We start from the raw sequence: 26,346 nt of genomic DNA on the forward strand, positions 1-26,346 counted from the left end.
TATAAATAATCTTTTTAAGTCAAGAGATTAGGGCAACCACATCATAAAAGTAGAAACTATAAGAGGTATTATCCAAAATATATTAATTATTTTAAAAAAAATATTTTTATTGTCAAATTTATAAATCTATGTTAGAATAATTTATCTGAGAAAAGTATATTGACGATTATTTCATCTTACTCTTTTTTCAGTTAAATTTTAGTTCTTTTATGAACTTATTTTATTATTGTACTTGGAGGTATAAAATGAAAAGGATATTAACGGCTTTGTTAATTTTTACAATGGTTTTTGGTCTTATCAGCTGTGGAGGTAATAATTCAGAGCAAGCAAAGCAATCTTCTACAGACGGGTTTATTGTAATTGCCCAAGTATCTGATATAACTTCTTTGGATCCGCATCTACACAATGATGTTGCTTCTGCAAGTGTTACCAGAAATGTTTTTGAAACATTAGTCAAACTGAATAATAAAACAATGCAGTTTGAAAATTGGCTGGCAAAAGACTTTGTTTACAAAGATCCCAAAACTCTTGAAATTTCTTTACGAGAAGGAATAACCTTTAGCAATGGAGAACCTTTAACTGCTGAAGATGTTAAATTCTCTTTAGACAGACAAAAGAAATCGGGCAAGGTTGGTCACCTAATTGCAATGGTCGGTGATATCGAAGTTATAGGCAAATTAAAGGTTGTTCTTCATCTTAAAACTCCGTCTTCTGCCTTGATTTCTTCACTGTCTCACATGGGCAGCTCAATTATGTGCAAAAAAGTTGTCGAACCCTTAGATGCTGCAGGAAAACAAATGGAAAATTCAGAAACCGTAATCGGTACAGGCCCCTTTACTTTTAAATCATGGACTCTTGGCAGCAAATTTGAGCTGGCAAGAAATGAAAACTATTGGAAAGAAAAAGCAAAATCTCCAGGCCTAATCTTCAAAGTCATTCCAGAAGAAACATCCCGAATGGTTGCTCTTGAAGCTGGCGAAATTGATGTTCTTATAGATGTACCAACTATCTCTGTAAATGACATTAAAGCAAATGCAAATTTGAAGATGGAAGAATATATTACTACAACGTTAAATGGTATTGCTTTTAATGTAACAAAGGAGCCTTTTAATAATAAGGCTCTAAGACAAGCTGTTGCTCACTGTATTGACCGAGATGCAATTATTAAAATTCAAAGTAACGGTTATGCGGTGCCTAATTACTCTTGTATAGGTGTTGCAGCCATAGGTTACACTCCTGACGTAAAAAAATATGAATATGATCTTGAAAAAGCAAAAGCTAAATTAAAGGAAGGCGGAAAACCGGATGGATTTAAATTCACTTGTACACTCCGAAGTGAATCTCAGGCTAGAGCTTTGCAAGTTGTACAGGCCGCTTGCCGTGAAGTAGGTATAGACTTGGTATTAGATCAAGTTGAAAGATCTATGTACAGTGAAAGAATCGGCAAAGGATTACATCAAAGTTCGTTTGCAGGCTGGTCTGCAAATGCAGAGCCGGACAATACATATCGTCCCTTATTCAGTAAGGCAACAGTTGCGACTGGAGGATATAATTACGCATGTTTTTGGGATCCGAGGATAGAAGAACTTTTAGAAAAAGGTTCTACAACAAATGACAATAATGAAAAATTGCAGGCTTACACAGACATTGCAAAAATTGTTGCAGAAGAATGTGCTATTATAGGTTTTAGCTCGGATATGGGCTTTATAGCTATGCGTAAAAATATTGAAGGCTTTGATGTATCCAGTATTCACATGCATAACTTCGATAAATTACATACTGTTAAGTAGTTGCTTATGAAAAGTTGTTGAATTTTTACAACGACTTACAAAAGTGTGATGCTTTTGTAAGCTTATTTGGATTTGTACTTAACCGACCGGTCCTTAAAACATTTCTAACAAACCGGTCGGTTAGGTTTTATAGTTTTTATGGGAGTATGTAAATGTTAAAGTATGTGCTAAAACGATTTTTTCTTTTAATACCGGTTATTTTAGGCGTAACCTTATTAATTTTTTTTGTTTTGGACTTATCTCCTGGCGATCCTGCTAGATTAGCTCTTGGAGAAATGGCACCGCAAGAAAGTATTGACAGATGGAGAGTTGAAAGAGGGCTTAACGATCCTTTTTTTGTTAGATATTTTCGATATGTTGGTAATATGATAAAAGGGGATTTAGGCCGCTCTTATTTTAATAATCGCGATGTTTTTAGAGAGGTTATTCAACGGTTCCCCATTACCATAGAATTAGCCCTTGGCGGAATGCTGATAGCAATTTTAGTCGGCATTCCCTTGGGAACAATTTCAGCCTTAAAACAATATTCCTTCATTGATGGACTGGCAACAGTATTAGGTATGCTTGGTATCGCAATGCCGTCATTTTGGTTCGGATTAATGATGATTATGTTTTTCTCACTGAGACTGGGCTGGTTGCCATCACAAGGCCTATCAGGCTTTAAAGGCTTTATTATGCCGTGTTTTGCAGTAGGAATTTCTTGTGCCGCAAATATTATGCGAATGACAAGGTCTGCTATGCTGGAAGTTGTCCGCACGGATTTTGTACGAACAGCAAAAGCTAAAGGCCTAACTCCAAGAGAAATAGTAAATAAGCACGAAATAAGAAATGTTCTCATTCCTGTAGTTACAATTGCAGGTTTACAGTTTGGATCAATGATGGCCGGTTCGGTTGTCATAGAAGCTGTATTCTCTCTTCCGGGTGTAGGCAGTTTTATGATTAGTGCAATTAAAGGTAAGGATATACCGGCGGTTATGGGGTCAATTACCTGCTTTTGTATTGCATTCAGTTTTGTAAATTTATTGGTCGATTTTGTTTATGGTATTATCGACCCAAGAATTAAAGCTTAAATAAAGAGGTCTAAATTATGGAAAAACAAAAGCAAGCACAACCACCTAAGCAAAACAGTTTATTTACTGAAACTTGGCGTCGATTTAGAAAAAACAAAACCGCCCTTGTCGGAATGGTAATAGTAATGTGTATAGTTTTATTGGCAATCTTTGCCGATCAATTATATGACTATGAAACAATGGCAATAAAACCCAACTACGATGCTACGCTACAACCTCCGTCATCAGAGCATTATTTAGGTACGGACGAATTTGGGCGTGATGTTTTAGCTCGGTTAATACATGGTTCAAGAATTTCATTAATTGTTGCTGCAATTTCTATTACTGTCGGCACTTTTATAGGTTCTTTATTTGGTGCTATTGCAGGATATTTCGGAGGCATTGTAGATTCAATTATAATGAGAATTATGGATGTTTTTTTAGCTATTCCCAATATGCTCTTAGCAATTACGGTCGTAGCCGCCTTGGGAACAAGTAGCGTAAACCTTATATTGGCAATTGCAATTGCAGGAATGCCCCGCTTTGCCCGAATCGCTAGAGCTTCAGTTTTATCTGTAAGGAGTTATGAATTTATTGAAGCTGCTAAGGCAAACGGTGCAAGCAGTTGGCGGATTATTTTTGAAGAAGTTATACCTAACAGTTTGGCTCCCATCATAGTTCAATATTCAATTGCATTAGCAGGTGCAATCCTTACAATCTCGTCAATGAGTTTTATAGGATTGGGCGTTCAAGCACCGACCCCCGAATGGGGTGCAATGCTCTCCAATGGAAGACAATACTTTAAGAATTCAGGATATTTAATTGTGTTTCCGGGTTTGGCAATAGCTATCACGGCTTTGGCGATAAATTTATTAGGCGATGGTCTTAGAGACGCATTAGACCCAAAACTCAAACAATAGGGTATCGTAATGACAGAAAAATTAGCTTTAGATATACAAAATTTATCGGTTTCTTACAAAACTGATACAGCTGTTGTCAAGGCTGTAAATGATTTGACATTTCAACTTAAAACGGGGCAAACTCTGGGATTGGTAGGTGAAACAGGTGCAGGAAAAACGACTACTGCCTTGGCTATAATGGGCTTGTTGCCTGAACCCGTCGGTTCCGTCGACAGCGGAAAGATAATTCAAGAAGAAGTTGATCTGCTCAAATTACCGGAAAAAGAAATGCGGAAACTTCGTGGAAATCAAATCTCGATGATATTCCAAGATCCGATGACATCCTTAAATCCTGTTATGAAGGTAGGAAAACAAATAGCGGAATGTTTTATTAAGCATCAAAATCTTAATAAAAAGGAGGCTTTAATCGAAGCAGGCAAGATGCTGGAAATGGTTGGTATCTCCGCAAAACGGGCAGGCGATTATCCTCATCAATTTTCAGGAGGAATGAAGCAACGAGTTATTATTGCAATTGCTCTAGCCTGTAATCCTCACCTTCTTATTGCCGACGAGCCAACCACAGCTTTAGATGTAACAATTCAAGCTCAAGTTCTCGATTTGATGAAGCGGTTACGCAAAGATTATAAAACTTCACTTTTGATGATTACCCACGACCTTGGAGTTGTTGCCGATATATGTGACGAAGTTGCAATTATGTATGCAGGAAGAATTGTAGAAAAAGGTAACTTGGAAGATATTTTTGATAATTTTAAGCATCCTTATACGGAGGGTTTATTTAATTCTTTACCCGATGTCGAAAATCGGCATGAACCCCTACGCCCAATTAAGGGTTTAATGCCTGACCCGACAAACTTACCGGCAGGCTGCTCATTTTTTCCGCGTTGCCCTTACGCAAAATCTGAATGTGAAAAAAACTTACCATCTCTTTCTCAATTAAATGACAGCCACCATGTTGCCTGTCTGGCATATGAGGATAAATACAAAAATCTTTTTGATTTTAAACTGATGGCAGATGTACAAAGGAGGGCTGAAAAATGAGCAAGGAAATATTAAAAGTTTCAAACTTAAAAAAATATTTTAAAACGCCCAAGGGAATGCTGCACGCTGTTGATGATATAAACTTTTCTTTAGATGAAGGAAAAACCTTAGGGGTTGTAGGTGAATCTGGTTGTGGTAAATCGACATTGGGTAGGACTATTTTGCGTTTATTGGAGCCGACTTCAGGTTCGGTATTTTTTGAAGATTCCGATATTGCAAAATTAAACGCAGGCGAAATGAGAAAATTACGGCAGAAAATGCAAATTATTTTTCAAGATCCTTTTGCATCGCTAAATCCCCGCCGAACTGTAGCTTCTTTAATCGGCAACCCGATGAAGATTCATAAAACTTATAAAAGTAAAAAAGAATTTGAAGAGCGAATAAAAGAGCTAATGGATACGGTCGGTTTGTCGCCTCGTTTATTTAATGCCTATCCGCACGAGCTGGACGGCGGGAGAAGACAAAGAATTGGCGTTGCAAGGGCAATTGCCTTAAACCCGAAATTCATCGTTTGCGATGAGCCGGTCTCTGCCCTTGATGTATCGATACAGGCTCAAATTTTAAATTTGCTGCAAGAGTTACAAGAAAAATTGGGGCTGACATATATTTTTATAACTCACGATTTATCGGTCGTTAATTATTTTTCCGATGAAATTATGGTTATGTATCTGGGGCAGGCCGTGGAAAAGGCTCCTTCCGAGCAGCTTTTTTTGAATCCCATGCATCCCTATACAAAGGCTCTTTTATCTGCTATACCTGTACCTAGGATTCATAATAGACCGGAGAGGATTTTATTAAAAGGAGAGATAAGCTCTCCGATTGATCCTAAGCCGGGATGTCGATTTGCAGTGCGATGTCCGCACGCTACGGAAAAATGCTTGACCGTTTCGCCGACCTTAAAGGAAATTGAGGCCGGACATATTATTGCTTGTCATTTATATTAAATAAGGAGAAGTTTATGTTTTTAGATGCACACAAAAAACGAATTAAGGCAGAATACCTTTTGGAAACGCTGGAAAAAGTCATCAACACACCCAGCCCTGTCGGATTTTACGAGTTGGGGAATCCCGTTTTAAAGGAATACGCCGACAGTTTGGGATTCAAAAGTTTTGAAGACGAGCGGCATTGCTTTTACATTGAAGCAGAAGGAGAAGATAACAGCCGCACGGTTTTGGTAGGATCACATATGGACACATTAGGCTATTTGGTTCGCTGTATAAACGAAGACGGCTCGCTTTCACTAAAAGAATTAGGAGGCTTAAACCATCACAGTTTGGAGCACAGTAAATGCTATTTGTTTACCCGCGATATGAAAAAATACACAGGCTACATCGCTTTACAACACCATTCGGTTCATGTTTTTGATGATGCCAAAGATATGCCTCGTACTGATGTTAATATGCGGTTTTTGTTGGACGAAGAAGTAGATTCAAAAGAAGCTGTTGAAGAATTAGGAATTTCAGTCGGAGATTGGATTGCTCCAGAGCCCTATTTTGAAGTCATGCCTAACGGCAGAATAAGATCGCGTTTTTTAGATAATAAGGCAGCTGTTGCAGCCTCCCTTTCAGTTTTAGAATACTTAAAAACTACCGGTAAAAAACCAAAATACAGAACTCTTTTTGCGTTCCCTTATTACGAAGAAGTAAACGCCGGAGGCTCCTATGTTCCGCCTGAAGTTAGAGAATACGCCGCAATTGATATAGGCGTGATTGGTCCCGATAACAGCGGTACTGAAAGAAGTGTTTCCATTGTGGCAGGAGACCGACTGTTCAACTACGACAGAGCTTTAACAACCGAGCTGATTAAAATGGCAAAGGAGATAGACATTCCGTATTCAGTTGAACTTTACCACCGCTATAGCACAGATGGAATGTGTGCCTTTATACACGGCAATAACTTAAAACATGCCGCTTTCGGTATGACGGTTTATACTTCGCACGGTATTGAAAGAACCTTTTTTGAATCTATTTATAACACCGCAGAGTTATGCCTTTCATATGTTTTAAGAGAGGGGAAATAAATTAAACAGAAATAAAAAGAGCCGTCAAATTAGACGGCTCTTTTTTTGTATTCTACTTTTAGTTGCTTTATTTGCCTAAAACACTTAAAGCGATTTTATCGTCAGGATTTATTTCTAAAACGGTTCTAAAAAAGGCTTCGGCTTCTTCTTGTTTTCCCTGTTTTAGGGCGAGGGTGCCGAGATTGGAAATAATTTTTATGTTCTCGGAATCTAAACTCAGGGCATTTATAAGATATTTTTCAGCTTCATCAAAAAGTTTTAACTCCATCAAACAAATTGCAAGCTCATTGTAAACATCGCAAAGAGGCTCCTTGTCTGAAATTTCGGAATTTTCTAAAAGTTCAATAGCTTTTAAAAAAGAAGATCGAGCATCTTCCCATCGGCCCATCCGTCTTAAAGCCCAACCCAACAAAAACCAAGCATTCCAAACCTTAGGATTCTTTCTCAAAAAAAGCTTTATACTTTCGGCAGCTTTTTCTTCTTCGCCTAAATCAATATATTTATGGGCTTTTTGGAAAAGCTCATCGTCAAGGGCTTGCTCCGAAATAGTTTTAAGCATCTCGGAAGCCTTAGTTTTTCGGAATTCGGCTGTTTCTGCAGAGTCATTTTCTATTTCCAAATATGTTTTTAAAAGAGATTTGGCTTTTATATAGTTTTTCTGCTTTATAAAAAAATATGCAGCATTAAAAAAAGCGGCCGGCAAAGGAGGCTCAAAAAGGATAAGTTCGGAATAAAGCTCTTCGGCTTTTTTATTAAAACTCAAAGCATCATCAAAAAGCTCTCTCATCTCACAGAATTGAGAACGCTCCTCCATCAAAAGAGCAAGATTTAATTTGGTTATACCGTCATCCGGATTTAAACCTTCAAGAGAAAGTAAAATCTCTTCAGCCATACCAAAATCATTATTTTTGATTTTGATGATTGCAGCCTGAGTCATTTCTTTACGGATATCCGGACGGAGTAAATTGAATATTTTTCTGTAATACTGAATATTGGGATTTTCCCGGTCATATGCAAAAACGGTGAGCATTCCGGCCAAAATCATTTCCGGCTCTATATTTTCGACTTTAAAATCTTCTTTTTGGTTAGGTTCGGATAATTGAATAGGAAGAGGAATAGAAGTCTCAAGATCTTTAAAAATTTTACCGGCTTGTTCGGCCGATATTTGTACATATAAAAGCGAATCGATAGGATTTTGCATTTTTTCTCCTAAATATGGTAATTTGAAATTTCAGCAGGTCATTATTAAGGAATTTGTTCCGGAGCAGAATCAGCAGGGGGCGGTGTTAGAGGAGGCGTATTGCTACTGATAGGAGACGAAACAGGCTCAAAAGATGTAGGAGGAGCCACATCTTCCAAAAAGTCATCTCCAAAACCATCCGAAGCCGGTTTACGCATAACCGAAAAATACTTATTTAAGTACATCTTATACATCATTGGAATACTCTTCGGATAATACTGAACTGCAAGAGCAACCAAGTCTTTCCTGCCTTCAACAGGTTCTGTCCTTATAGCTCTTCCCTTTATTCCGAAAACAGACTGCGGGTCATCAAAAGCAAAGCGGAGAATTATTTCTTTATTCATTAAAAAGTTAGCAATACCGACAAGAAGGATTTTGGCCCCCGAAAAAGAGAGGTCTCTAATAAGACAGCGTCTGGGAACAGCATCAATATACACAACCGTTCCTTTTTCTACAAGACCTATTTTTCTGCTTATTTCAGGAGTGATAACAATTCTCTCATTTTGACGTTTTTGTGAATTGATATTGGCTTCAAGTAAGATACCTAATTTTTCTATTAAATCATCCGGAGCTCTTTGGGTATATTCGAAGGTTATTAATACAAGATCTTGGTCCCCGGCTTCATAAGAAGAAATACCGACCAATTTAGCTGCAACAAAAAAAGAAAGAGAATCTTTTCCTTCAGCATCAAAAAAAGCAAATCTTATATTTACGGATGTTATACCGCTCCTCAATCTGTCTAGGAAACCGCTTTTTTTGCCGCAAATTATTTTAGCCTTTGTCATAGAAGCCGAATTGATAATGCATGGCCACTGTCCGCCGGAACAACGTACAAAAACCTGCTTCGGCTCAAAATTAAGGGTAGAAACGACTTCTTTTGAGAAAGTTACATCTATATTTTTATATAGGTCATAATACCTGTTTAATTGCTGACTTACTGCAAAGGCCATGGGTATATGATAATAGTTATTTGCTAAAAGGTCAATAAGGCTTAAAATAAAAAAACCCGGGAACACTACGGCACAAAAAGAATTAATCTACCGCTGCTTCCTTCCGGATCTGACGGGGTTTGAAAAACCTTTTTTGCATAGGCCCCGGGACGGAGAGAGAGGGATTCGAACCCTCGGTACCATCTCTGGCACACACGACTTCCAATCGTGTACCTTCGACCACTCGGACATCTCTCCAAAAATAAGGAATGCGTTTAAAGTTGAATCTTTTCTCCGTTACAAAACGGAGAGAGGGGGATTCGAACCCCCGGTACCTTGCGGTACAACGGTTTTCGAGACCGCCCGATTCGACCGCTCTCGCATCTCTCCAAAAATAAAAAAGCCGGTTGAAATCTTCAGCCGGCTATTAACGAGGCTAGGCGGGTTCGAACTGCCGACCTTCAGATCCGCAATCTGACGCTCTATCCAGCTGAGCTATAGCCTCAAACACTATTCGGAGTAGGGGGGATTCGAACCCCCGGTACCCGTAAGGGTACAACTCCTTAGCAGGGAGCCCGATTCGACCGCTCTCGCACCACTCCAGAGTTCGTACAATCACAAACAATAGCGGAGCGAGAGGGATTCGAACCCCCGGTACCTCTCAGCACAACGGTTTTCAAGACCGCCGCCTTCAACCGCTCGGCCATCGCTCCAAAATGTAGGGTTCATATTACCCTAAAAACAGGGGTTTTGTCAATAGGTTTATGACAACGGGATCACTCTTTTTTAGATAATCCTTCCTTTCACAGTGCATTTATATCAGTTACATACTTATCTATATAATTAAAATAAATAAAATGTTTCACGTGAAACATTTTGCAGTCTTGTATCACAGAAGGCTTTATGATAGTATATTGCCGGAGCATTTTATGAATACAGTATCAACAAAAAAAGCGGCAGAGCTTTGTATTGAGCATAATATTATTTCAGGTTTTTTTTCAAAACCGGTAAAAAGAGATTCTCAGATTCAAAAAATAAAATTGAGAAAAATAATATTGAAAAATCAAGAACAATATCAATTAGAAATCTTTGAAGATGCAAAGGTTTTTCATAAAAATCTTTTACCTCAAAATTTACAAAAAGAACTCGAAGGTCTTTTTTTTGAATTTAAGATTGCAGAATTTAACTCTTCAAATAGTCAGCTTATTTTCTTACAGAACAATAAAGGGATCATTCATTTTAAGGCAAGACCGATAAAAAAAGAAAAACTTTTAAGTAAAAGGAATGCATCGATAAACGAAAGTTTTGAACACAATAAGCAAAAAGAATATATTCTAAGCGCTTCCGATATGCCGCTCTTTTTAAAAAAACTTAACTTTTTTACCGATGACGGAAAAATTATTCAAAGCAAATATCATAAATTCCGGCAGATAAATAAGTATCTGGAATTTATAAAATCCGTTCTTCCTGAACTAAAAGATATTTTAAAAGAAAAGAAAGAGCTGCAGATTGTTGATTTCGGCTGCGGAAAGGCCTATTTAAGCTTTGCCCTTTATTATTATTTAACTGAAATTGAAAATTTATCCGTTAAGATATGAGGCTTGGATCTAAAAGAAGATGTAATAGATTTTTGTAATAAATTAAGCCGGGAATGCCGTTTTGCCAATCTTACCTTTGAAGTTGGAGATATAGGCCGATTTAAGTTTGATACACCGCCGGATATGGTGATAAGCCTCCATGCCTGCGATACGGCAACGGATTTGGCTATAGCCAAGGCTGTCAAAAGCAATACAAAAATAATATTCGCAGTTCCCTGCTGCCAACACGAGCTTAATACTCAAATTCGTAAAAACAGAAATAAGGTTATAAAGCCGTTATCTCCGATGCTTGATTACGGTATTATTACAGAAAAATTTGCTTCCCTGCTTACTGATACAATTAGAGGAAAACTACTGGAATCGGAAGGGTATAGGGTAAGCGTTGAGGAATTTATCGAAACGGAACATACGCCTAAAAACATCTTAATCAAGGCTGTAAAACTTGATGATAAGTCAAAAACAAAAACAGCACTTATTGAAAAAGCCAAAGAAGAATTTAAAGAGATAAAACAAGCTTTTTTAATTGAGCCCTGTTTGGAAAAACTTTTAAATGAAAACTAATGCTGAGGTATTTATGATATACGAAAATTTTGACAGCCCGATCGGAAAAATACTAATTATTGCGGATAACTCAGGTCTAAAAGAATTAAGATTTATAAAAAAAGATTCCATTACAAATCTACCTGAACAAACTCAAGATAATTTTACAAAGGCAGAAGAAATATGCAAACAGACCAAAGAAGAATTACAAAAATACTTTGAAGGAAGTTTAAAACAATTTACGGTACAGCTTTCTCCTGAAGGTACAGACTTCCAAAAGTCCGTGTGGAAAGAGCTTTGTAAAATTCCATATGGAAAAACTCTGTCCTATAAACAGATAGCAGCAAATATAAATAATCCCAAATCTTGCCGAGCCGTAGGAAACGCTAACGGAAAAAATCCTATCCCAATTATAATTCCATGTCATAGAGTAATCTGCACAGGCGGAAATTTAGGCGGTTTTTCCGCAGGTTTGGATCGCAAAAGATTTCTTTTAAGTCTTGAGCAAAAAGAATGCCAAATCGAATTAATTCCGTTTGTGGATAACTTGTGATAAACTTAGCTTAAAATTAAACATAAAAGTAATGTTTCACGTGAAACATTTTTAGTTATAAAATAATCAAAAATAAGCCTTAAACAACCTTTTTGATGGACTTTTTAGAGTTTTATCACCTTTTTTCTTTCTTTTTTAAAAAAAAGATATCGATATAAAAAGATTTTATAAAATATTCTAATTTTTGCTTGTGGATAACTTGTTTATTAAATTTGAATAACTGTGAATATGTTGCCTTTCACTTATTCTTTTTTAATATGGATTTTTTTAAGGATTTTAAAGCTTTCGCTAATTCGGGCGGAAGGGGTTTATCGGGTTCATCAGTTGTTTTTGGATTATCTTCTTCAATATCTATACTTAAGTTCTGATTAAGATGTTCAGATACATCAGAATTTCTCTTTAGTTCAAATTCGGGCTCAACAAAAATCGAAATATTTTTTACATCCAAAGACGGATAAAATTTTTTAAAATTATATATGATTTTTTTCTTCCGCATCAAAAGCTGCTGACTCCAGCCTGTATGTTCGGTTTTTATGATTGCCGTTTCATTTTTTATATCATAAAGCTCGCAATATGCAGCCAACTTTTTATCGCCTATGACTTTTTCCCATCCTTCAAAAACGGATAGGGCTTGCTCGTTATTAAGGTTCGAGGAAATTTCCGCCATTTCATTAAATTTCTGAGAAAAATTATCTACTATCTCTTTTGATGTTTTAAAAAGTTTCATGGTTTTTACTCATAAAGATTTTCTACGGCATTTTCAATAAACTTGAATCCTTTGGCCTTCCAGTCAGGAGCTTCATCTATATGTTTAAAGGCCCTTTCGATATCGGCAGTAAAACCTGTATGGGAGCTTATGAGCATTTCACATTTTTTTTGAAGAGCTATTTCTTTTAGTTTAAATAGAGAGCGTATATTTTGTACCGTATCAATGTTCCATAGGTCATACATACTGTAGCCGCCCTCACTGTTCATTATAAGGCAATCTCCGGAAAAAATGATTTTATCATTCAAGATATAAGTCAGATGTCCAAGGGTATGGCCGGGGGTAAGAACGGCTTCTATGCTGTTTTCATCCAAATTAACGGTTTCTCCATCTTCAAGGCAGGTATAATCTTTAAAGATTTTGATAGGGGTTTTTAGGTTAAAAAAGAGCACTTTTTTGCGGAAATAAATCGATTTAAGGTATTTTTCTTCTTCATTTCCCAAAAAAATTTTTGCATTCGGGAAGATATTATCACATCTCCCGTCAATACCGCCAGCATGATCCAAATCCAAATGGGTTAAAAAAAGGTATTTTACATCGTTTCTGTCTATATTCAGCTCTTTTAAGCCCTTAATCAGATTTTCACTGTTTTTATAGCCCGAATCTATTGCTATATAGTAGTTTTTTGTTTTGATTAAAAAGACATTTACATCCTTATCCCTTATACAAAAAACACCTTCTGTGATCTTACCTGTAGGTATGGGATTCAGCATATTTTTGCCTTTTGTAATTTTAGGTTTTACCGTAGTTCCGAAAAATTCGATTAAATTCATTTTTTTTCCTCTATCAAATAATAAATCCTATTTTTAATTACAAACTTTTATATTCATTTTTTTACAAATCTCGGAGAATAAGCCGCTTTTTTCCCTTTGAAAAAGTATTTCTATTGCAGCGCTTACATCAAGAACTATAATCACCTGTCTCTATCCTCTCTGATAAGTTCTACAGGGTTGATAGCTTTTATTTCATGCGAAACATCCCGGCTTTGAATTTTTTTTAGAATATTTTTCCGACGCAAAATATTTGATTCTTCTTGTCCCAAGGCCTTTTCAAGTAAAACAATGATTTGCTGTGCAATAGTTCTATTTTCACTCTTTGCAGCATAAGTAATTTTTCTATAAATATCTTCAGGACATTCTCTTACTTGCAATAACGGCATATTGTATCTCCTTACAAACACTATACATCATTTTGTATGATTAAACAACGGAGAAAGGCCGGCTTTTAAGTTTATTAATTTCTTTTAAACCTGTAAAATAATTATCTTTGATTCGCATCATTCTTAAAAAACAGCTCTGCATCTTTGAATTTACATTTATTCTTTTGCTTAGGTAAAATTCGGCTTCCGGTTTTTTTTCTTTGAAAAGCACATTTTTGGACTCAAGATTACCATAGTCTGTTTTATAATCAAATCCAAGCTCTTCAAAGACTCCATCAGTCAACAAAGACGGACCGCAAATTCTGTTTTTCATACTGTTTACATAGGCACTTCTTATTAAGAAGGCGAGGGTATAGCTTTCACTGTCGGAAAGACAAAGGTCCATTCCCTTCCTTGTTCCACCTTTTAAGTGATTGTTTTTAGTTTTATGCACATAGAGCTTCCCGAAATTGTTTTTTTGCTTCTCATTGCGATGCACACAATCATCTTCTTCCATCAGGGACATATCCTCTTTTTATATACAGTTGATGAGCTTTTCCATAATCATTTGTTAAACCAACTTAAAGACCGCATAAATTACTCTTATAAAATATTCGTTTTTCCGCTTCTTCCATTAATGCCGTAGCAATTCCCTTTCTTTGGTACTTTTTTAAGACATTCAAATCTTTTATTTCAGGAATATTATTTTTATAAAAGAATGTGTATTCTGACTTCCATTGAATTATACAATATCCTGCAAATTTATTATTATCTTTAGCCAATAGAACATCAATTAAACCATTGTTTTGATCATCCATATATTGGATATATTGCTCAATTGGTTTTTGCCATTTTTGTTCTTCAAAGCATTTTGAGATTTCATAACAGTCATTTACTGTTATTTTAGAAATATTAATAATTCTTGTATCACTCATTTTTTATATATCTGTTTTAAGTGGTTACTTTTTTTGGTATTTACTACTAAAAAGGGCATTTAATTTAACTGCTAAAATATTTGCTTGTTCATTAAATACTTCATTTTTTGCTTGTTCAATAATTTTATCGTTAAAAAACTTATTTTTTTTCATTATCTTTGTTACAAGTCTATCAGAAGCAATTACTGCAGTCGTTTGGTTATCTATTAATGAAAATTCAACATCAGATTTAAATTCTATCTCTCCTTTTATAAATTGGGTGAATGACATCTCTGTTCTTGATTCTGAATAAAAGACTAAAGTATATTCACAAAGTGAGCGAATTCCAATTTGCTGAATATCATCAAAAGTTAATTTATTTGGTATCATTATTGATGGTACAGAAACAAATTTTTCTACTCCGTTTATTAAATTACTTTTTTTCATTATTTCAATAGAAAAATCTGCAGAATATGGACTTTGCTTATCTATAAATAAAATCGCTATAGAAACAATTTTATTTGGAGGAAATTTCGTTTCAAGGATTGTTGTTATCATTTCTTTTGAAAAAGCAGAATTACTCGTAGCGATTTGTGTTTGGTTAAAGGAGCTTTCTCTTGTTCGAAAACTATCATAACCGGAGGTTGTACAGCTTGAAAGCATCATAATTAAGAGTGTCAAAAAAATAACTTTACGAATAGCCATTTTATTCCCCTTCTCAGTAATATTTTTATATAATAATATCGCAAAAAACAAGTTCTTACAATCTGTTAATCAACCAACATTACATGGTAGATTTTATTTGTTATCCAGCAATCCGGTTTTGATGTATTTTTTCATCAATTCATAAATATCATGCTTTTTGTCCAATGAAGCAATATAGTTTGCAGCAATTTCAGTAAGTTTTATTGTGTACATGAAAGACTTTTTTTAAATGAATCGAAATCCAACAAATTATTTTGTTTAATCTGTTGAACACCAATAGCAAGATTTTTTGAAAGTTCTTCATCCGATAAAATTTCTAAAGTCTCACAAATACTCTCATATGTATCCCATTTTATTAGAGCAAAAATTTCCTTCCCATGATTGGTTATAGAAATAGTATCATCATAATCCATTGTATCTTCAAGCGAGGTTATTTTCTTTCTTGCCTCTGTAATTGTCATTGCCGTAATCATAAGACCTCCGTTAATATTATTGTACATTTTTTTGCACAAAAATACAAGGTTTTGAAACAATAATATTATATATAAAGACTATTGTTTATATCTACAGAAGCAAAGTCTATAAGATTTTTTTTCTATCCGTAAATTAATTTATGATCGCCAATGTTTATTGGAATTATTGTTTCATTTTCAATCTGAAAATCAATTGCTATCCTATATTGCATGTTTATAGAAATGGAAAATAACTCAAAAAATTTATGTAATCTTAATGAAGGATGATAAGGGTTTAATTCCATAAGTTCTAAAGTTTTCCGATATTGTTTTTGTAAATCAGGATGTTTTTTTAGGAATTTTTTTGCCTTTTCTTCATATGATTCTGTAAAAATGATTTTATACACCGCTTACTCTTTTCATATGTTCAGATATTCCGTCGGTATAAAATTTGCCTGATGCTATATCAGCTTTTGTTTCTTTTATAGCATTTTCCAGTTCTAATTCACGCAATTTATTATATTCGGAAATTTTTAAAACTACATATTTATCTTTACCATGAACTGAAATAATTGCACTTTCATTTTTTTCTACTACAGAATCAATTAAACTTACACCTTTAACTTTTAAATCATTAGCAGTTATTGTCATATTCATATAATCACCCCGCACTATAAATAGTACTATTTATAGTGTGATTTGTCAAGGTTTATAGTAATTTATAAAGATTTTTTTCATAGGTTTCCATACTCATAATTACCATGTAATGTCAGGTTGAGGCGAATGTTATTTGATTTATTTGTTTGAGATAAGTTTTATAACTGCTTCTACAAGTTTTTGATAGTTTTGTTCTGAAAGTTTTCCGACCTAATATTCTTTATGCCTATCATTATAATAACCCAAAATACAACTTCTTACAATATGTTAATCTAATATTTTAGAGATTTTCAAACTGTTTAACTGAAAGAGGCTGCAATAAAATCAATTCTGTTTTAAGTCAGTCGATTTCAATCGGTTATGATTTTAATTCCATAGATTCATATAATCTGAAAAATTATTTCATAAGGGTTTTTAATAGCATTTGAAAAATCATATTCTTCTCTCATAATTGCCCTCCGTAATATTTTCTTTCATTTTTTTTGTTCCATAACTTTTTTATAATCAAAGTTATGTTCACGCGCATAGCTGATAAATTCTTTTTCTTCTTCCGTTACCCTAATCTGAAATTTTAAGGGCGAGCCTAGTTTTTGTTTTCTACCGGCTCCGGGTCTTTTGCCTCCATGCCCAAAATGAAATTCATAATAATTATCACCTGACAATTCTTTATATTCCGCCTCAGAAATTATCTTTTCATCAAATTCTACCTGTGATCTTAACTTTTTAACTACAAATCCTTCCGTATCTTTTACAAAAACATAATCCATAGCTATTCTTTTTTTATAATTATACAGTATTTTTCTTGATTTTGTTGATAAATTCAGTTTTTGAAAGATTAAGTCAGGTGTTAATTTATTTAATATTATTAAAAGAATTTTATTAACTTGTTACCACAGAATTAATCGTAAAATTTGATCCATTATTCGTATTATAGACATCGATCTAACTACGCACTTAAACACTTGGCTTGCCCACAATGTCAGCGTTGAAGCGGGTACTAGGTTTTCTTTACTTATCATCTTGAAAAGGCAACCCAACAAATTCAACTTTATCAATTAATTTTTTAATAATTTCATAATTAGGTCTATCACCAGTCCGATTAGCATTATCTAATATTACTTCTAAATATAGTCTTGACATATTACTTACAACTATTCGTTGATAGCTTTCGCTATTGGGCATTTTTTCTAAAGAGTTTAATAGAGGAATAGCAACAAGTCTCATTTTATTAATTATTTCTCTTATTGAATTTATTTCCTTCTTTTTCCTTTCCACAACTTCATATTTATTGTTATCAGAATCAACAATTACATCACCAACATTACCATTAAACACATTGACTATATTCGCATCTTTATTGAAAGTTTGCCGTAATGCATGTTGATTCGCTTTTTGATATATATAAATTTCTTCTATCACTGCATTACCCTTCAATATTACTGAATCATTACTTAAATCTTTTTTTTGATGAGAATTATCAACTTCTAAAGTCAGTGAATTATTAAACTTTTCAAAACTTTCTAACAAACTATAAAACTCATTCGTTTTAGTGTTAACATTGATTGAGTACGCTGTATAAAATACTCCAATAACTATGCAAATTGTAGAAATTATACTTAAGAGCAAATTAATCCGTTGATATATTGCGTTATTTAACTCGCTTTGATTGTTCTTCTTTTTTTTGTCTTACCATATTACCCATTGTTTATCCTTCTTTTATTTTATTGCCCAAAGATAATGACTAACTACCGCTTAACCTGCATTTGCGGCTTGTCCTTGTTGTTAGCGTTGAAGCGGGAGTTATGTTTTATTGATTTTACCAAATAGTTTTTACTTCATATAAAGGAATTTTTAAATCCCTTGTTATTATAGTCAGATTATTTTCTATCGCTTGCGCAATAAGTAGTCTATCGAATGGATCTCTGTGAATATCAGGTAAATTTTTTATTCCTTCTGCATCATATTCCGTTGGATGGAGATAAATAAATTCCTCATTCTCCAGAACAGTTTTTAATTGAGAAATAGTAATTTTAAAATCAAGAGTTCTTTTTGCTTGTTTTATCGCAATTTCCCATAATGATACAAAACTGAAAAAACATCGTTTTGTTTCCATGAGAGTCCGTACCAATAAAGAAAGTTCATTACTACCAGTTACATACCAGATTATTGCATGCGTATCCAGCAAATACATCACATATACTCCGCAAACTCGTCAATAGGCTCATCGAAGTCGGGAGACATTTTGCATGGAATATCTTTCAGGCAACCAAAACCTTTTTTTTGAGTTTTTGATACAGTATCTTTTTTCGATAAGGTAAATTTAAAAAAAATATAGTCTACATAAGAAGAAACTTCTTCAAGTGCTACTTGCGGAAGTGACCGTAATTTCTTTTCGAGTGTACTATATAACATAATATACCTCCTCAGTATTCTTAATATATCATAAATTCTAGATTTTTTCTATATATTCGATCATATTTCTGAAGAAGAACGATTACACATAAACTTGATTTATTTTTCAATAAATTTTCCTTAATTAAATATTATCTGCAGAATCTGGAAAGATAAGACGTAAATAAGCAATAATAAAACATAAAGAAAATATCCCTATTTGCGTTTTATACCCTGCAGCAACCCAATAATATCCTTTCACACTAAAAATAAAAGTAAAAACTGCTTTATAAATTGCAAGAACTATTGTCCAAAAAGGGAGTTTTTATGATATAAGCATACGCTATTTCGTACACTTATGCCAAGTTAATGATACCTATGGTATCTATTTTTCTTCGGCTCGATCTATTTCAGATCCAACCTTATTTCCGGTTAACCCTCCTATAACTGCTCCTAGAATAGTTCCAGCTATAGCACCAAGAGGTTCTAAAGCTAATCCCATACCAGTTCCTACACCTTCTTTTGTTCTTGCCATAAAAATACTCCTATAAATTTATTTTTCGGTCGAAATAAATGTTATAGTTAGGTTGACCTGCCTGCCTTCAGGCAGGTCAACCTAACTATGTAGCTAAAACGCAACGCGGCGTGACCGCGTTGTCGGCTTTGAGCTACTTGTTATGCTTTATTTCTTTTTATCAGAATATTCCTTACATTTTAATTCAAGATTTCTGAAATCATTACAACGCTGACTTAATTTAGATTTACCGTCATTTATCATTTTGTGATTATAAACATCTTTTGCATTATTTATAATCTGTTCAGTTTTTGTTTAATAATACGGTATTCGGCACGAACAAGATTTCTGTAATGTTCGTTTTTTATGTTTTCTATCTGAACTGCTTTACAAAGATTTAACGGGGCTGGAAACATATTGTTTAGATTTATAACAGCGTAAATTCCAACTTTTATAAAATCTATAGTTTCGCAAAGTCGTTTATGTTTAGGCTTAAAAGATGAAAGTGGAGCAAAATATTTAAATCCATTTATTTCAAGAATTATGCCGATATATTTGCGAGAAAAATCCTAAGTTATCTTTTTATTCTTAAAAAGATGTTCCTCGAAGTTTGAAAGATATTCTATGTAAGCTGAATCGATTTCGTAGATTTCTAAGTCTGCCATATAAAAAAAAGTGCCGAAGCAATAAAAACTGCTCCGGCCGTATAAATTTCGCGATCAAAGGCACGATATCTTTACATGCTTAATATAGCATAGGTCATTTTAGCTGTCAAGAACACAAAATCCCTAGATTTTATATATAACAAATTTCCTTATCAAGAAATTCCAAACAAAAACGATACCTGTTGCAATCATTTTTGAAAGCATTTCATTCATTAAAAGTTTTTCTACTTCAATATACATGATTCCAATATTGAGCAATAAGCCGATTATGCTTACAGCATATATTTTAGCCAATTCAAGCCATGTATTTTGTTTTGATTCTCTAAATAAAATCAGTCTGCCGAATGCCCAATTAGCAAACGTTGAAAGAACAAACGCAAGTGCAGTTGCAAGTATATAATGGAATGAAAGCCAGTTGTCAAAAACATAGAAAGCTCCCCATTCCACAATAGTTGCTAGACCTCCGACAATAAAATAAAGAATAAAGTGTATTAATGATTTTTTTATCTGCATCTTTAATTTCCTTATTTATCTAGAACAGAAGTCTTGTCTGAACAAATTTCTAAAAGACAGAATTGGTCATCTTCATAAATAGCTACATTAGAACTTTGTAAATCTAGTTGAGATTCTATTTGTTCATTAGTTAAAGTTGATAGAGCAGTTTTATCAATTACAAATATTTTCTTAGCATTTTCTTTCAAGTTTGGAAAATAAGATTCCAGTTCCTCTTTTGAGTTGATTTTATAAACTTGTTTTCTCGAAATTGCTAATTCCTGAGGAGGATTATTTGGAATTTCATAAGAAAAAGAAAAACAAACATGTTCAAAAGAGGTATTGTCTTTCAAAATTTCTGCTAAATGATAATCATGATATTCTTCCATTCTAGACTTTCTAAAAGACCATGAAGAAAATGGGACCGCCGTTAAAAATGCTATGCAAAGAAAACTTATTATGAATAAATTTAGAAAATATGAAATCTTAATTTTTCCCAAATAAACGATTTTTTCTTCAAAATAATTATTGAAGTTCACGCTAATCAACGAGACAACAAGCGGAAACATTGCAAATATCCAGCTCAGTTTTATCTGGGAAAATTCGTGAATCGCAGAATGATTTTTTAGCAGCAAAATCTGAAGAATTGGAGAAATAACTCCAAGTATGATAATAATACCATTTTTTGAAAATATAATTTCTTTGTAAACAAAATGGGATTTTTTTTCACTTTTATCCGCTTTTTTTACGAATAGATATAAAACTAATAAAAGCAAAGGTAAAACTTTCAAGTTTTCTTTCAAACCAAACGCATAAATAAAATTCCGAATTAGATTTTTTATTATAAACTTTGGAGTGTTGAAAACACCGGGTCCAGTGTCGGTTTTTACAAGTCCAGCTCTTTGTTCAAACTTTGCAAAAAGAATACTTTTCCAATTTGGAACAGAAAACAGTTGATAAGCATAAAAGCCTAAAGCAAGAATAACAGGAATTGCATACCATAGGCTATTTATAATTATGTGACCGATAGATTTTTCTGATTTTACAGTAATCACAATTTGAAAAATAAAAGCGACGAAAGCCAAAATCCAAAAATAGTAATCTATCAAAACTCCGCATAAAATCAAAATTGATTTTATAAAATTTAGGCTAATTGACAATGATTTCTTTTCACAATAATAACATTCGTATTCAACTAAAAGGAAAGCCATTACAAAAAGAATGATACATTGGTCTGCAAAATAGACATTTGCGAGATACCACACATTTGTCGGAAGCCAAGACCAAAAAGTAGCTGTTGCAAAAGAAACAAAGAGTTTCTCTTTTACAGATTCAATGCCACTTTTTCCTAAAAATCGATAGACAAATAATCCAAAAAGCAAAACTTCAAGCAAAAAACATATCATCTGAAAATGTTTTAAAAAACTGATTCCTATTGTGTTTCTGCCTACTATTTTTGCTGCAAAATAAACAAATAAGGTGCATCCAGATGGATATGAAATATAAGGACCTCTTTCTGTAGTTTCATTAAACTCTATGGAATCGGGAGATTCATAATTTACAAAGTGAAGTTTCTGTGGTGTCTCTTCTAGCCAATTATTAACAAATTTTATTGTACTGCCAGAAAGCCAACTGTGAGTTCCTTGCAATTCATCGTAATGGACTTTGAAAATTGTTGAAAAACTAGCAATAAAAGTTATGGCTAGTAACAGTAAAAGTAAAAATAGATTTGCTGATTTATGCATTGTAAAGAAATCATTTACTTTCTTCATGGTATTCTTTCTCCGTATTTACATTCCAGATATTTGATTTGTCTTTTGTTCCAGACATAATATCTTTTACGGCTTCAAACGAAGTCATCATAGAATGGTCAATGTTGTTGTAACGATGCTGTCCGTTACGACCTACACAGTAAAGATTTTCGATACTGCTGAGCCAGTCACGTAATGTATCCATTTCATCGTAAGTATCAAAATAAGCAGGATATGCTTTTTTTACCCGCTCAAGATGTGTATCCAAAATATCATCTTTGCTGTCTATTAATCCAAGTTTTATCATTTCATCAACGGCAAATGTAGAAAAAGCCTCTTCAGTGCTGTTCCACATTTCATCGCCTTCATTTACAAAATATTCGAGTCCAAGCCAAACTGTGTTTTCCAAATCTTGAACCATATATGGCGACCAGTTATTGTAAATTTGGAAACGTCCCATTTTTACATTTCTGTCCTGCACATATACCCAGCAGTCTGGAACTATATTTTCAACAGTTTTTAGAGATGTTTTATTCTTGAGTTTAAGTTTTTTTACAAGAACACCAAGAGACATGTAATCTCGATATGGCAAGCCTTTAGCAATTCTTTCAATATCATACGGAATATCATTCATTCCGCAGACTAAATCCTTTACAGGCATTGAAGAAATAAAAATATCGCCTTTTTCTTCGATTTGTTTACCATCTTTTTCGTAAACGAGAGACTCAATCTGTCTATTATGATTTTTGTGAAATCTTACGACTTTTGCATTGGTTATAATTGTGCCTCCCAATTCCCGCACTTTTTCAGCAGTAATATCCCAAAGCTGTCCTGGCCCAAGTTTTGGATATTTAAATTCCTCGATAAGTGAAGTTTCAACTTTGCGATTTTTACCTTTAAAAATCTTTCCAAAAATGTCTTTGAGAACTGTAGAAATAGAAAGCCCTCTTACACGCTGTGCTCCCCATGAAGCATCAATTTCACTTGGATGCCTTCCCCAAAGGTTTTCTGTATAATACTCAAAAAATATTTCGTAAAGTTTGCGTCCAAACCGATTTATATAGAAGTTTTCCAGATTTGTTTCCGGCAATTTATGGAAAACAGAATGAAGATAAGAAAAACCAACCTTCATTGTATTGAAGAATCCCATATTCTTAAGCGTTGCAAATTTTAATGAAACAGGATAATCATAGAATTTTGAATCGAAAAGAATTCGCGATACTCTATGTCGGCAAAGCATTACTTCATCATCTTTTTCTGGGTTTGCACCATTTTCTGCTAAAGACACAGATCTGCCTAAAATTAGGTCATCTTTTGAAGGACTTCCCTGTAACGGCAAAAGATTCTGCCACCAAGCATTTACTTCTGGGACTTTCGAAAAGAATCGATGCCCGCCCATGTCCATGCGATTTCCTTTGTAATTTACAGTACGTGAAATTCCGCCAAATACAGAACTTTCTTCAAAAACCATAACATCATAATTTTTTGATTTTGAGAGTAGTTCAAATGCAGCTGTTAGTCCTGCTGGACCAGCACCAATAATTAAGACTTTAGTCATTTTTTTCTCCGGTTTGCCCGAAGCCGAGTAAAACGAAGGCTTTGGGCAAAAGAATCTATGGAAATGTTAGACTCTAAATTTTTATTTTTTTTACTTTCAAAAACCACGCCAGTGGCGTGTGAGCATAACATCCCTTCGACCCTTCCTCAATATACCATAAAAACCAATAATTTACAACCTAACTTGAGCAAATAAAAATCTTACCCCCTCTCCACACTAAACTTCCCATCTTCAACAAAAAATATTTTGGTGTTTTCTTTTTGGTAGTTTTTGTAGGGTTCGCCGGGGAGAAAGGTGCAAAAAAGTTGTTCGTAGGGGGGGAGGAGTTCCATAAACTTTTGGCGCTTTTCGGGGTCGAGTTCTAAAAGAATATCGTCCATCAAAAAGATGGGCTTTCGGCCGGTTTTTTCGGAATATATTTTAGCCTGAATCATTCTTAAAACAAGGGAGATAAGCCGCCTTTGGCCGTTTGAGGCTCTTTCGGTAAAGGGTTTTTTATCTTTTATAAAATGAATGCGGTCGCGGTGGGGACCTATAGAACTTGTTCTATCAATCAGATCGTTTTGGCGTTTTTCTGCAAGCAAGATTAGCAAATCTTCTTCACTTTCTACCTTAACCGAAGGGCGGTAAACCATTTCTACACCGGAAACGCCGCTTATTTCTTCATAGATTAAAGAAAAATGCTTTGCATACTCTTCTACAATGTTTTTTCTATCACTAGTGATTAAAAGAGCAAGGGAAGCAAAAATTTCATCTATAGAATCTAAAAGAGAAGCTTTTTTTTGTTCTAAAATTACATTTCTTGATTTTAAGGCCTTTGAATATTTTACTAAGGCTTCTATAAAGTCGGAATTGCACAATGAAACCGATTGATCTATAAAAAATCTCTTCCTTGAAGGAGTTCCGACGGCAAATTCTATATCGTCCCCATGAAACAAAATACAGGGAATAGTGCTTATCAATTCCTTAGAGTTTTTAATTTTTTTAAAATTCTTTTGAATGTCTTTTTTTTTATCTTGAATTATTATGGAAATAGTATGGCTTATTTGATCGGTTTCTTTGTAAAGAGCCCTTATACTAAATTCTTTTTCATCTTTTGTACATATCTGAGCTAAAGAACGTGTTCTAAATGAAGTTCCATAAGAAGAAACATAGAGGGCTTCTAAAAAATTAGTCTTCCCCTGTCCGTTTTTTCCTACTAAAAAAACTTCAGGGGAAGAAATATTTACTGTAGCATTTTCCAGATTTCTAAAATTATAGAAAGAAGCGGAAAGAAAGGGCACTTATAACCTTACTCCGTCTGCATAGGCATTATTATATGGAAAAAGTCTTCTTCAGGTTCAGGTTTTAATGTTATAGCTTTCATAGCTTCGGTAAATTCTACCTTTATTCTGTCTGAAGTGATGGTCTTTAAAGGATCTTCTATATAAACATAGTTTAAGGCCAGCATAACTTCTTGACCGTCATATTTACAAGGAATTTCTTCGCGTGCACTTCCTATTTCATTTTCTTGAGAAGAAATAATAAGAGAACCGGGAAGAATGTTTAAAAATATTCTTCTTGTTTTTAATTCTACCAAAAGAGAAACGCGTTTTAAAGCTTCTATAAATTCCGTTCTTGAAACTTCAAAGGAAAGGTTTTGATTTTCAGGAATTACTCTTTCATAATTGGGGAATTGACCGTCGATTAGAACTGAGGAGAATTTATAAGAATTAAAATTAAAGAATATGTTTTTTTCACCGATTCCTACTTCTATATTTCCTTCATCAGATGCTCTTTTGTTGATGATGTTTAAAATTTTAGGAGGAACAATTACTCCTTTAAATTCGGGAATAGGTATTCCGAAATTTTTCTTGATATGAGCAAGACGCCTTCCGTCGGTTGCAACAAAATATAAGGTATCTTCTTTATTTTCGATATAAACACCGTTCATAAAGTAGCGTGTTTCATCATCCGAAACCGAAAAAATAGTTTGATGAATCATTTCTTTAAATTCTTTTGTGGGAATATTAAAGAAGTTTACATTTGTAGGTTCCGTAAAGGCAGGGAAGTCATTTTCAGGTATTGTTTTAAGTTGGAATTTTGCTTTTTTTACTACCGATTTTATCGTGAGTTTTTGGTCTTTTTGTTCTATTTCTACTTCTCCTGATGGCAGAGATGAAAGAATACCTGCGAATTTATCGCAAAAAACAGTTGTTGAGCCTTCTTCGATTATGTTTACTGGTATTTTTGTTTCAAAGCTGACCTTTATATCTGTGGCCTTTATCGTAAGGCTTCCGTCTTTAACCGATAACAATACGTTTGAAAGAATCGTTAAAGCCGTTTTTGTAGCGATAATTTCCTGAGCGATGGATATTTCTTTTAAAAGAGTGTCTCTGTCAAAACTTATTTTCATTTTTTTCTCCTTAGTTTATTATATCTTTTATAATAATTAGTAGTTATAGTAGTAAGCCCTGTGAATTTGTTGATAAGTTACTTAATTCTATATTGAATATTGAATTAGAATATTTATAAGTTCGTAAAATTATAAACATCTTATTACTGATTATACAGCAATAAAAAAGTTATCCACAAAACTCGGTTATATATTAACATATATTCTAAAAAAAATACAGAGGTTATACAGTCAAAATATGGTGTTTTATTTTGATTTTTATGTTATAATC

At 33.9% G+C, this 26,346-nt stretch carries 29 protein-coding genes, 5 tRNA genes, 1 other RNA gene and 1 pseudogene; 8 read left to right on the forward strand and 28 right to left on the reverse strand.

Annotated features, from left to right (window positions below; translation table 11 throughout):
- Nucleotides 1–245 precede the first annotated feature (245 nt).
- From HO345_RS11715 to HO345_RS11740, 6 genes are all read left to right on the forward strand, one after another.
- The gene (locus HO345_RS11715) at nt 246–1,790 is read left to right on the forward strand and encodes an ABC transporter substrate-binding protein (RefSeq protein WP_253683054.1); all 1,545 of its coding nucleotides are present in this window, start codon (nt 246–248) and stop codon (nt 1,788–1,790) included.
- A gap of 152 nt (nt 1,791–1,942) precedes the next feature.
- The gene (locus HO345_RS11720; protein WP_253683055.1) at nt 1,943–2,860 is read left to right on the forward strand and encodes an ABC transporter permease; all 918 of its coding nucleotides are present in this window, start codon (nt 1,943–1,945) and stop codon (nt 2,858–2,860) included.
- A 17-nt stretch (nt 2,861–2,877) separates the two neighbouring features.
- Entirely contained in the window at nt 2,878–3,759 is an 882-nt protein-coding gene (locus tag HO345_RS11725; RefSeq protein WP_253683056.1) for an ABC transporter permease, read from the forward strand.
- A 9-nt stretch (nt 3,760–3,768) separates the two neighbouring features.
- Nucleotides 3,769–4,797: an ABC transporter ATP-binding protein gene (locus HO345_RS11730; protein WP_253683057.1), complete on the forward strand. Its 1,029-nt coding sequence runs from the start codon at nt 3,769–3,771 to the stop codon at nt 4,795–4,797.
- On the forward strand, nt 4,794–5,741 hold the full coding sequence (locus HO345_RS11735) for an ABC transporter ATP-binding protein (RefSeq protein ID WP_010693995.1): 948 nt from the start codon (nt 4,794–4,796) through the stop codon (nt 5,739–5,741). The genes HO345_RS11730 and HO345_RS11735 overlap by 4 nt, the downstream gene beginning before the upstream one ends.
- A gap of 14 nt (nt 5,742–5,755) precedes the next feature.
- Nucleotides 5,756–6,817 (forward strand): zinc-binding metallopeptidase family protein, encoded by a 1,062-nt coding sequence (locus HO345_RS11740; protein WP_253683058.1) that lies wholly within the window; start codon nt 5,756–5,758, stop codon nt 6,815–6,817.
- A 67-nt stretch (nt 6,818–6,884) separates the two neighbouring features.
- Here HO345_RS11740 and HO345_RS11745 read toward each other — a convergent pair whose 3' ends face one another.
- The 8 genes from HO345_RS11745 to HO345_RS11780 all read right to left on the reverse strand — a co-directional run bounded on the left by HO345_RS11745 (nt 6,885) and on the right by HO345_RS11780 (nt 9,699).
- The gene (locus HO345_RS11745) at nt 6,885–8,018 is read right to left on the reverse strand and encodes a tetratricopeptide repeat protein (RefSeq protein ID WP_253683059.1); all 1,134 of its coding nucleotides are present in this window, start codon (nt 8,016–8,018) and stop codon (nt 6,885–6,887) included.
- A gap of 44 nt (nt 8,019–8,062) precedes the next feature.
- A complete protein-coding gene (locus HO345_RS11750) occupies nt 8,063–9,007 on the reverse strand; it encodes a cyclic di-GMP binding protein (protein WP_301338721.1) in 945 nt (314 codons plus the stop codon).
- Between the two features lie 51 nt (nt 9,008–9,058).
- An RNA gene (gene ffs / locus HO345_RS11755) (signal recognition particle sRNA small type) lies at nt 9,059–9,157 on the reverse strand.
- A tRNA-Ser gene (locus HO345_RS11760) sits at nt 9,158–9,244 on the reverse strand.
- Nucleotides 9,245–9,291: 47 nt separating this feature from the next.
- Nucleotides 9,292–9,376: transfer RNA gene (locus HO345_RS11765), tRNA-Ser, on the reverse strand.
- A 41-nt stretch (nt 9,377–9,417) separates the two neighbouring features.
- Nucleotides 9,418–9,491, reverse strand: a tRNA-Arg gene (locus HO345_RS11770).
- Between the two features lie 10 nt (nt 9,492–9,501).
- A tRNA-Ser gene (locus HO345_RS11775) sits at nt 9,502–9,588 on the reverse strand.
- Nucleotides 9,589–9,614: 26 nt separating this feature from the next.
- Nucleotides 9,615–9,699, reverse strand: a tRNA-Ser gene (locus tag HO345_RS11780).
- Between the two features lie 636 nt (nt 9,700–10,335).
- Between HO345_RS11780 and HO345_RS11785 the strand changes: the two are divergent.
- Together HO345_RS11785 and HO345_RS11790 are read left to right on the forward strand one after the other, a co-directional pair.
- Nucleotides 10,336–11,145 (forward strand): annotated as a pseudogene (locus HO345_RS11785) (class I SAM-dependent methyltransferase).
- 13 nt (nt 11,146–11,158) lie between these two features.
- Nucleotides 11,159–11,677, forward strand: a complete 519-nt coding sequence (locus HO345_RS11790) for a methylated-DNA--[protein]-cysteine S-methyltransferase (protein WP_253683061.1) — start codon at nt 11,159–11,161, stop codon at nt 11,675–11,677.
- A gap of 238 nt (nt 11,678–11,915) precedes the next feature.
- On the opposite strand, the gene HO345_RS11795 is transcribed toward HO345_RS11790, so the two are convergent.
- The 20 genes from HO345_RS11795 to dnaN all read right to left on the reverse strand — a co-directional run bounded on the left by HO345_RS11795 (nt 11,916) and on the right by dnaN (nt 26,075).
- The gene (locus tag HO345_RS11795) at nt 11,916–12,404 is read right to left on the reverse strand and encodes a DciA family protein (RefSeq protein ID WP_253683062.1); all 489 of its coding nucleotides are present in this window, start codon (nt 12,402–12,404) and stop codon (nt 11,916–11,918) included.
- A gap of 5 nt (nt 12,405–12,409) precedes the next feature.
- A complete protein-coding gene (locus HO345_RS11800; protein WP_253683063.1) occupies nt 12,410–13,216 on the reverse strand; it encodes an MBL fold metallo-hydrolase in 807 nt (268 codons plus the stop codon).
- A gap of 140 nt (nt 13,217–13,356) precedes the next feature.
- Nucleotides 13,357–13,602 carry a hypothetical protein gene (locus HO345_RS11805; protein WP_253683064.1) on the reverse strand — a complete coding sequence of 82 codons (246 nt, stop codon included), beginning with the start codon at nt 13,600–13,602 and terminating at the stop codon, nt 13,357–13,359.
- Nucleotides 13,603–13,642: 40 nt separating this feature from the next.
- On the reverse strand, nt 13,643–14,107 hold the full coding sequence (locus HO345_RS11810) for a hypothetical protein (RefSeq protein ID WP_253683065.1): 465 nt from the start codon (nt 14,105–14,107) through the stop codon (nt 13,643–13,645).
- Between the two features lie 55 nt (nt 14,108–14,162).
- Nucleotides 14,163–14,516, reverse strand: a complete 354-nt coding sequence (locus HO345_RS11815; protein ID WP_253683066.1) for a GNAT family N-acetyltransferase — start codon at nt 14,514–14,516, stop codon at nt 14,163–14,165.
- Nucleotides 14,517–14,540: 24 nt separating this feature from the next.
- Nucleotides 14,541–15,200 carry a hypothetical protein gene (locus HO345_RS11820; RefSeq protein ID WP_253683067.1) on the reverse strand — a complete coding sequence of 220 codons (660 nt, stop codon included), beginning with the start codon at nt 15,198–15,200 and terminating at the stop codon, nt 14,541–14,543.
- Between the two features lie 200 nt (nt 15,201–15,400).
- A complete protein-coding gene (locus tag HO345_RS11825) occupies nt 15,401–15,673 on the reverse strand; it encodes a type II toxin-antitoxin system Phd/YefM family antitoxin (protein WP_010694015.1) in 273 nt (90 codons plus the stop codon).
- Nucleotides 15,674–15,795: 122 nt separating this feature from the next.
- Nucleotides 15,796–16,059: a type II toxin-antitoxin system RelE/ParE family toxin gene (locus HO345_RS11830; protein WP_253683068.1), complete on the reverse strand. Its 264-nt coding sequence runs from the start codon at nt 16,057–16,059 to the stop codon at nt 15,796–15,798.
- On the reverse strand, nt 16,052–16,309 hold the full coding sequence (locus HO345_RS11835; protein ID WP_002666483.1) for a type II toxin-antitoxin system prevent-host-death family antitoxin: 258 nt from the start codon (nt 16,307–16,309) through the stop codon (nt 16,052–16,054). Before HO345_RS11835 ends, HO345_RS11830 begins: the two co-directional genes overlap by 8 nt.
- A gap of 473 nt (nt 16,310–16,782) precedes the next feature.
- Nucleotides 16,783–17,076, reverse strand: coding sequence for a hypothetical protein (locus tag HO345_RS11840; RefSeq protein ID WP_253683069.1), 294 nt, complete (start codon nt 17,074–17,076; stop codon nt 16,783–16,785).
- A 241-nt stretch (nt 17,077–17,317) separates the two neighbouring features.
- A complete protein-coding gene (locus HO345_RS11845) occupies nt 17,318–17,836 on the reverse strand; it encodes a hypothetical protein (protein ID WP_253683070.1) in 519 nt (172 codons plus the stop codon).
- A 289-nt stretch (nt 17,837–18,125) separates the two neighbouring features.
- Nucleotides 18,126–18,500 carry a type II toxin-antitoxin system VapC family toxin gene (locus HO345_RS11850; protein ID WP_253683071.1) on the reverse strand — a complete coding sequence of 125 codons (375 nt, stop codon included), beginning with the start codon at nt 18,498–18,500 and terminating at the stop codon, nt 18,126–18,128.
- Nucleotides 18,500–18,721: a DUF2281 domain-containing protein gene (locus HO345_RS11855; RefSeq protein WP_253683072.1), complete on the reverse strand. Its 222-nt coding sequence runs from the start codon at nt 18,719–18,721 to the stop codon at nt 18,500–18,502. The genes HO345_RS11850 and HO345_RS11855 overlap by 1 nt, the downstream gene beginning before the upstream one ends.
- Before the next feature lie 364 nt (nt 18,722–19,085).
- Nucleotides 19,086–19,235, reverse strand: a complete 150-nt coding sequence (locus HO345_RS11860) for a hypothetical protein (protein WP_253683073.1) — start codon at nt 19,233–19,235, stop codon at nt 19,086–19,088.
- A 272-nt stretch (nt 19,236–19,507) separates the two neighbouring features.
- The gene (locus HO345_RS13175; RefSeq protein ID WP_495574029.1) at nt 19,508–19,765 is read right to left on the reverse strand and encodes a type III toxin-antitoxin system ToxN/AbiQ family toxin; all 258 of its coding nucleotides are present in this window, start codon (nt 19,763–19,765) and stop codon (nt 19,508–19,510) included.
- Between the two features lie 237 nt (nt 19,766–20,002).
- The gene (locus tag HO345_RS11865) at nt 20,003–20,392 is read right to left on the reverse strand and encodes a GtrA family protein (protein WP_253683074.1); all 390 of its coding nucleotides are present in this window, start codon (nt 20,390–20,392) and stop codon (nt 20,003–20,005) included.
- 11 nt (nt 20,393–20,403) lie between these two features.
- Nucleotides 20,404–22,143, reverse strand: coding sequence for a hypothetical protein (locus HO345_RS11870; protein WP_253683075.1), 1,740 nt, complete (start codon nt 22,141–22,143; stop codon nt 20,404–20,406).
- Nucleotides 22,127–23,680: an NAD(P)/FAD-dependent oxidoreductase gene (locus HO345_RS11875; protein ID WP_253683076.1), complete on the reverse strand. Its 1,554-nt coding sequence runs from the start codon at nt 23,678–23,680 to the stop codon at nt 22,127–22,129. Before HO345_RS11875 ends, HO345_RS11870 begins: the two co-directional genes overlap by 17 nt.
- A gap of 200 nt (nt 23,681–23,880) precedes the next feature.
- Nucleotides 23,881–24,963 carry a DNA replication/repair protein RecF gene (gene recF, locus HO345_RS11880; protein ID WP_253683077.1) on the reverse strand — a complete coding sequence of 361 codons (1,083 nt, stop codon included), beginning with the start codon at nt 24,961–24,963 and terminating at the stop codon, nt 23,881–23,883.
- A gap of 8 nt (nt 24,964–24,971) precedes the next feature.
- Nucleotides 24,972–26,075: a DNA polymerase III subunit beta gene (gene dnaN, locus HO345_RS11885; protein ID WP_002673039.1), complete on the reverse strand. Its 1,104-nt coding sequence runs from the start codon at nt 26,073–26,075 to the stop codon at nt 24,972–24,974.
- Nucleotides 26,076–26,346: the final 271 nt, after the last annotated feature.

The organism is Treponema denticola, from assembly GCF_024181645.1.
GTDB classification, from domain to species: Bacteria; Spirochaetota; Spirochaetia; order Treponematales; family Treponemataceae; genus Treponema_B; species Treponema_B denticola_A.